This is a genomic window from Hafnia psychrotolerans (genome assembly GCF_014639435.1).
Lineage (GTDB): Bacteria > Pseudomonadota > Gammaproteobacteria > Enterobacterales > Enterobacteriaceae > Ewingella > Ewingella psychrotolerans.
In genome coordinates this window covers 25,620-31,699 of sequence record NZ_BMFZ01000018.1, presented here as the reverse complement: position 1 = coordinate 31,699, position 6,080 = coordinate 25,620, and the positions used below count along the sequence as shown (strand labels likewise).

Here is a 6,080-nt window from a genome sequence, read left to right as displayed (position 1 = left end):
CGCGCAGAATATAACGAAGAACGTCCGCATAGCTCACTCGGTGATATGCCACCCGTTATCTATGCGAGGCAAAAACTGGCCGGAGATCCTCATTGGCGGTGGTACTAAAAACCGGAGGGACTACAGGGGAATAATTTTTTTGTATCAATAAAAACGCAGCAGGAGCCACGTTAAGCGATTTTTCATCATACCCTGTGGGGTAGGTAGCCTGCATAAATAAAACTTAGCAGCGTGGCTTACAGGAGGGTTATGGGCCTACTTAAACTTCCACTCCCGATTATATTCTAATTTTATTTTTTCTGATAGGCAGAAGTGAAGAGAGAGCATTACTAAGCAACTTGGAGTGTAAGAGCTTTGGCTTTAGTAGCTTTGAACGTTGCAGCTTTCTTTAACATCTTTCCATGAAGCCTTGATCCTCCATACCGCTTTGTCTTATTGCTTTGGGAATATTTGCCTTCCTCCTTCGCTATGTAAGAAACCCTGTATACAAATTCGTTTAGTTCAGATTCATCATCACGGATGATCATGTAGCCCGCGTTTGTAGGCAAATGGCCGCGACCTTTTCCGTTTGTCAGTTCTAACCATAAACCATTAATCAATCCATACATTCCACGGCCGACAAATCCTGTGCTTTTTACTTGGTTTCCAGGGACGGCAATCCAGAGATGGTAATGAGGTGATTGAGCAGTTTTTATTTCCCAAACCCAACCATAAGCATACGTCTTGATAGGTTGGTTATCCCATCCCTTAGACTTGAATTTGTCTCTGAGTTTTTCGAATAGTTCGCTGATGAGTCTGTTTGATTCTTCCGGGGTCATGCTACTTGGTACACGGAGATCAAATCTGAACGCAAAGACGCGAGCATAGCTCTCTTGCATGGCACGTAGTTCGTTGATGTTTCTTTCTAAAATTTCGGTGCTCAACGGGGAATCAGAATTCCTCTTGCAGTTGACGGAGTAGGAAGCGCCATCATGTTCAAAAGTGTTTGAACTAATCAGGTTAAAACGACCTTTCTTTCTGTTGGTTACTGGTTGTGTTTTCAAAGCTACCTCCTAGTAATGAACGAACGAATACCTAGCTGATCAAGAGATCAACTTGGTTGATTTGAAGTAAGGATATTATTTAAAACCCGTGAAGGTTTGGCTTAGGCGGTCAAAGCGGAAACAGTACGGAGGTGACTCGCCACAAGGGATAGCGGCAGGCCAATGAACTCAAAAATCAGGGAAAATTCAATCCGGAATTGTTGATTATAAAACCCCAATCAGACCTTACCAAAAAACAACTCTTTTGGCAAGATGGATATGAAATTAATTTTGAACTGACTTTCGGTGTAAGACATCCCAAATGGCGAATCCGTAGATACAAAGGCTACCACCCTCCGTGTTACTAACAGCATATTGATCTGTAAAAACGATCGATATTTAATAATCAATAGGAATAATTGATCAACTGAGTTATCATTTTAACGCTCGGAAATTAGCCAACCACCTGTAAAACCGGAGAATTTTTATATGAAGAAAGTAATAGCCTTAGGGTTACTGTTGGGTTTAAGCAGTGCTTACGTGCAGGCAGAAGAGGCTTCTCAAGATCTCAAAGATGCATCACAAGCCGTAATCCAAGCGAAGGGCTACACCTGCGAAAAAATAAACAACGTTATCCCTAAATATTTTGGCGGTTCGGTCGATGTTTATTGTGATGATATTTATCACTACACCATCAAAGATCACGGTGGGCGCTATGTTGTAGAAGTGCATGAATAAGCTAAGGAGAAGCCGTGAACAAGATTAGACCAGCCATATTAATCACTCTGACTATCGTAGTTAATCTGTATGCTAACGATGCGGTCGCAAAATCAGATTGTCGTCAGCTCTCTAGTGAGACGTTTATGAATAGCGATTTAGCTCCAATCTATCTCGATAATAATCACCGAGAAGAAAACCGAAAACAAATACAAGATTTTTTGACTAGCGTCAAAGATGGGGAATTATTCTGCAAGAGAATCGTAAAGTTTCTGAAAACTGGAAAAATATCTGCTAGCCAAACTCGTACAAAAATCGAAACTCAACTTAAAGACGCCTATAAGCAATATGAGATTGATGGAGACATGGATGCTTTAGAAACTGAAAAGACTATCGCAAAAATTGCTAGTGGAGCTATTAATATAGCAGATAAATAATTTATCAACATCAAGTCCCTAACTAAATTCCAGATAACTTGATTAAGTAGGAAAATAAAAAATGGATGCAGGCACATACAAAAAAACAAATTAAATAATTTCTATACGTGGGGGATCGCTATTCTTCCTCTGGCAACAAGTATTCCCCCCGCAGAGTATTTTAAGATAGTCATCATTGTTTCATTCATCATCTTGATTGCGTTGGTCACTGCTGATAATAAAACACTCCGTGATTCTGGATACACTCCGCCGTTACCTGTTTGGGGCATAATAATTGTGCCGGTGTATCTTTGGAAAAGAGCTAACGTTATTGGGTCTAGTAAGCTGCTCATTGTTGTTTGGATCGCTGCTTTGGGATTATCTCTGGCTGTTGATAGTTTAAATCATGAAAGTTCTATCAGTGATACGGCATGTCCCTTGGTCACTAAGATAATAAAAGAAAGTCTTGGTGATGACTCCGCCCAATGCGTAAAAGTGAAAGTGACTGAAAAGCTCACTGATAGCTTTTACAAAGCAACCGCTAGTCTAAATAATGGTAATGATATCAATATTACCATTGAGGAAAAGGGGGATATGATCTACGTTAGAATCCCTCCTAACTATCTTCAACAGTACTAGTCTGTCTGTTCATTGCCAGCGCCAGATAATTTATCTGGCGTTAACGCTGCAATTAAATTGATTAAACACGATTTAAAATAGGAAATTAAGTAATGAAATCACTCAACATTTTAACACTGCTGATGATGTTTATATTCTCAAACAGCTATGCAACAACCAATACCCTTACTCTTGTGGACTCATACTCTACGCAGGGTGGTAAGGTTTGTGTCTATAAAGATGGTCACAGAACGGAATCAGTTAAGAAAAAAGGAGCTGGAGTCTGCCCTAGTAAGAAAACGTTCCATTAATTATTTTACTTCCAGTCAATGCTATCAACAACTATCAAAAGTTCAGATAACTTTGCTCTATGCGTATATCTTTTGGTTTCACCGATATTTGATAATTCGTGCCCTATAACTTGTTGAAGCAACGTAGTATTAACTTTAGGTGTTACATGGGTTATGAACGTGTGGCGTAAACTGTGGACAATTCGTTTCTCATTAAAATCATTAGTTGAAGGGATCTCTAACTCATCACGGATGATATGAAATGCTTTAGTCACTTGATTATGATATGTCACTTCAGGAAAAAGCAAAGAGCCTTTCTTTGAATTAACAAAATCAATAAAGCCATTATTAACTAAGAAATTATGTACCGGTATTTGTCTCGTTCCAGCCGCAGTTTTACTTTCATTAATCATCAGGTAATAACGTTTAGTTTCCTCATCCAAACGAACATCTGCTGATGTTAATTTTGTAATTTCCCCTCTACGTGCCCTGAGTAAGCCAGAAGTAAAAATACCCATTTCTTCCAGTTTTTTTCTAATAAAAAACGACCAACTAAGCTTTTCATTTCGGCATCTGTGTAATTACCATAAGGTTTACTTTTATTCACAAACGACACATTTTCTGTTGGAGAAGAAATCAGAATGTCTTTTTCTTTTGTTAAAAAAGTCGAAAAGAAAGATTGGCAGAGTTTCAAATAATCTTTAACTGTTTTCGAGGAAACCAGATCTTCTTCAGGAATATCATCCTGTTCCAAGCACTCTTGAACAGTCATATTATTATAAGGTTTTTTATTCTGTCTAGGTAATCCCTCAACAGCTTCCAAAAGTCGTTTTATATCTCGCTTAGATATTTCGGTAACAGGTGTATCTCTGCCAAGGACAATTGCGATCGCTTCAAAATACTTTTCATTAATCTGTTGAATTTTGTCGCTCCAGTTCGATTTATATTTGACGAACTCTTTCCATGCCTCGATTAATGTGGGTGTTTCGATTGCTGCCGAAGTCATTTTTTCTTGCTGAACAGTTATAAGCGCTGGTGGACTATCTGGTTTCAAAGATGCAAGTATTTGCCTGTATTCCGTATGGTTAGAATTCAAAAATGCCAGACTAGCATCACATACCTGTCTCCAAAAAAAATCACATTGAGCAGCAATGTCGTCAACCTCGGCTTCTTTATCCGTTAAATCGAACTCACTTCCAAGTTGCTCAATTACTGTATCTTCTAAAAGAGCTGGTGCATCAACGGTAAAGGTTGAGTCGAGCATCTTATTCATAGCTGTTAAGTTGGATTTTTCTAAAGATGGTGATGAAGTTGCATTCCTAACATTCGCTCTTACTTCCATAGGGATGTTCTTCGCTGCTGTATAAAAAACAGCCTGAACTTTCAGCAAATAATTATCGATATCCTTTTGCTCTAACTTTTTCATTTTTTGAACTATATCAAGAAGCTGGATAGGCTCCATTCTATCGGATTTTACCAATGATATGAATAAGCTAAGTCGAAGGGCTATGTACTTGGTTCTCTCCGCAGAATCGCAGCCAAGAGACGCACGGAAGAATTTATTGTTGGGAAGTCTGAAGTGAAGGTAGTAGTACTTGCCACGACGGATTGTGTTTGGAATAGAACAAGCGCTGATGTATCCCATCTTGTATCTCAGTTTGACGTGAAATGCAGACGGAATACATCAACCCATTGTTTTATAAAGAAGTTGGAGTTGACCGTTAAGCCGGGTTCTGTCTTGGACAGTCATTCCTCTAGGCCAGCAATCGCTCACTGGCTCAAGCAGCCTACCCGGGTTCAGTACGGGCCGTACCATGTGAACCCCTATTTGGCCTTGCTCCGGGTGGAGTTTACCCTGCCACGAACTGTTGCCAGCCGCGCGGTGCGCTCTTACCGCACCCTTTCACCCTTACCTGATCCCACTTGCGTGGGCCATCGGCGGTTTGCTCTCTGTTGCACTTGTCGTAAGCTCACGCTTCCCAGGCGTTACCTGGCACCCTGCCCTATGGAGCCCGGACTTTCCTCCCCTCCATCTGTCTCCCCCGAAAGGGACGGCAACGAAGCGGCGACTGTCTAGTCAACTCCGCGGCGGATAATAGGGTATTACGCCCTACTTGTCACCCTCTTGCTGCTCGAGTGCGTATTTATACAACGCATTCTTCTTCACATTGTGGATTTCAGCGGCTAACGCAGCGGCTTTTTTCAACGGTAACTCTTTTTGTAACACGGCCAGCGTGCGCAGCGCTTCCGCTGGCAGTGCTTCAGTATCGATTTTATGACCTTCGACAATCAGCACCATTTCGCCGCGTTTGCGGGTTTCATCTTCTTGTACCCAGGCCAGTAACTCACCGACGGCGTCGCCGCGGATGTTTTCCCATGTTTTGGTCAATTCGCGGGCCAGGACAACATAGCGATTTGGCCCCCACACTTCGACCATATCCTGCAGGCTATCGAGCAAGCGATGGGTAGATTCATAGAAAATCAGCGTGCGTGGCTCTTCAATTAGCGCCTGAAGGGTATCTTTTCGAGATTTAGTTTTGGCAGGCAGAAAACCTTCGTAGCAGAAGCGATCCGACGGTAAACCGGCGGCGGACAGAGCCGTAATTGCCGCGCAAGCGCCGGGTAACGGCACCACGCGGATACCGGCTTCGCGGCAGCGACGGACCAGATGATAACCGGGATCATTGATGAGCGGTGTTCCGGCATCCGAAACCAGCGCAATGCTTTGACCTTCCTGGATTTTTGATAATAAATGCTCTGCTTTTTGCTGCTCGTTATGGTCATGCAGTGGATACATTTTGGCGCTGATACCAAAATGGTGCAGCAGTAATCCAGTATGACGGGTATCCTCCGCCGCAATCAAATCAACGCTGTTCAGCACGGCCAATGCACGTTGGGTAATGTCCCCTAAATTTCCGATCGGAGTCGGTACGATGTACAGTGTTGATGCAGAAATATCTGCTTGATCGTGTTGATTCATTGTTTCATCCGGATTGCCGATTTAATATTGAGCATCT

General features: G+C 42.0%; 8 protein-coding genes and 1 other RNA gene. 4 read left to right on the top strand and 5 right to left on the bottom strand.

The window, feature by feature from the left end:
* The coding region (locus IEV89_RS21040) for an integrase core domain-containing protein (protein WP_188471404.1) at positions 1 to 108 on the top strand (108 nt) is incomplete at its 5' end.
* A gap of 221 nt (positions 109 to 329) precedes the next feature.
* Here IEV89_RS21040 and IEV89_RS21035 read toward each other — a convergent pair.
* Positions 330 to 1,043: a YagK/YfjJ domain-containing protein gene (locus tag IEV89_RS21035; protein WP_188475465.1), complete on the bottom strand. Its 714-nt coding sequence runs from the start codon at positions 1,041 to 1,043 to the stop codon at positions 330 to 332.
* Positions 1,044 to 1,511: 468 nt separating this feature from the next.
* On the opposite strand from IEV89_RS21035, the gene IEV89_RS21030 reads away from it, so the two are divergent.
* The 3 genes from IEV89_RS21030 to IEV89_RS21020 all read left to right on the top strand — a co-directional run bounded on the left by IEV89_RS21030 (position 1,512) and on the right by IEV89_RS21020 (position 2,794).
* On the top strand, positions 1,512 to 1,760 hold the full coding sequence (locus IEV89_RS21030) for a hypothetical protein (RefSeq protein ID WP_188475464.1): 249 nt from the start codon (positions 1,512 to 1,514) through the stop codon (positions 1,758 to 1,760).
* Between the two features lie 14 nt (positions 1,761 to 1,774).
* A complete protein-coding gene (locus tag IEV89_RS21025) occupies positions 1,775 to 2,176 on the top strand; it encodes a hypothetical protein (protein ID WP_188475463.1) in 402 nt (133 codons plus the stop codon).
* A gap of 201 nt (positions 2,177 to 2,377) precedes the next feature.
* Positions 2,378 to 2,794 (top strand): hypothetical protein, encoded by a 417-nt coding sequence (locus IEV89_RS21020; protein ID WP_229746556.1) that lies wholly within the window; start codon positions 2,378 to 2,380, stop codon positions 2,792 to 2,794.
* A gap of 295 nt (positions 2,795 to 3,089) precedes the next feature.
* Here the strand turns inward: IEV89_RS21020 and IEV89_RS21855 are convergent, their stop codons facing one another.
* The 4 genes from IEV89_RS21855 to rsmI form a co-directional block, all read right to left on the bottom strand.
* Positions 3,090 to 3,581, bottom strand: coding sequence for a tyrosine-type recombinase/integrase (locus IEV89_RS21855; protein ID WP_229746555.1), 492 nt, complete (start codon positions 3,579 to 3,581; stop codon positions 3,090 to 3,092).
* On the bottom strand, positions 3,524 to 4,708 hold the full coding sequence (locus tag IEV89_RS21850) for a DUF3258 domain-containing protein (RefSeq protein WP_229746554.1): 1,185 nt from the start codon (positions 4,706 to 4,708) through the stop codon (positions 3,524 to 3,526). The genes IEV89_RS21855 and IEV89_RS21850 overlap by 58 nt, the downstream gene beginning before the upstream one ends.
* A 61-nt stretch (positions 4,709 to 4,769) precedes the next feature.
* Positions 4,770 to 5,148, bottom strand: an RNA gene (gene rnpB, locus IEV89_RS21010) — RNase P RNA component class A.
* 25 nt (positions 5,149 to 5,173) lie between these two features.
* On the bottom strand, positions 5,174 to 6,043 hold the full coding sequence (gene rsmI / locus IEV89_RS21005; RefSeq protein ID WP_188475462.1) for a 16S rRNA (cytidine(1402)-2'-O)-methyltransferase: 870 nt from the start codon (positions 6,041 to 6,043) through the stop codon (positions 5,174 to 5,176).
* Positions 6,044 to 6,080 lie beyond the last annotated feature (37 nt).

Bases quoted from the DNA above. Each gene is read 5' to 3' on its own strand.
- IEV89_RS21855 (WP_229746555.1), bottom strand. From the start codon at position 3,581: ATGGGTATTTTTACTTCTGGCTTACTCAGGGCACGTAGAGGGGAAATT.
- rsmI (WP_188475462.1), bottom strand. From the start codon at position 6,043: ATGAATCAACACGATCAAGCAGATATTTCTGCATCAACACTGTACATC.
- IEV89_RS21030 (WP_188475464.1), top strand. From the start codon at position 1,512: ATGAAGAAAGTAATAGCCTTAGGGTTACTGTTGGGTTTAAGCAGTGCT.
- IEV89_RS21850 (WP_229746554.1), bottom strand. From the start codon at position 4,708: ATGGGATACATCAGCGCTTGTTCTATTCCAAACACAATCCGTCGTGGC.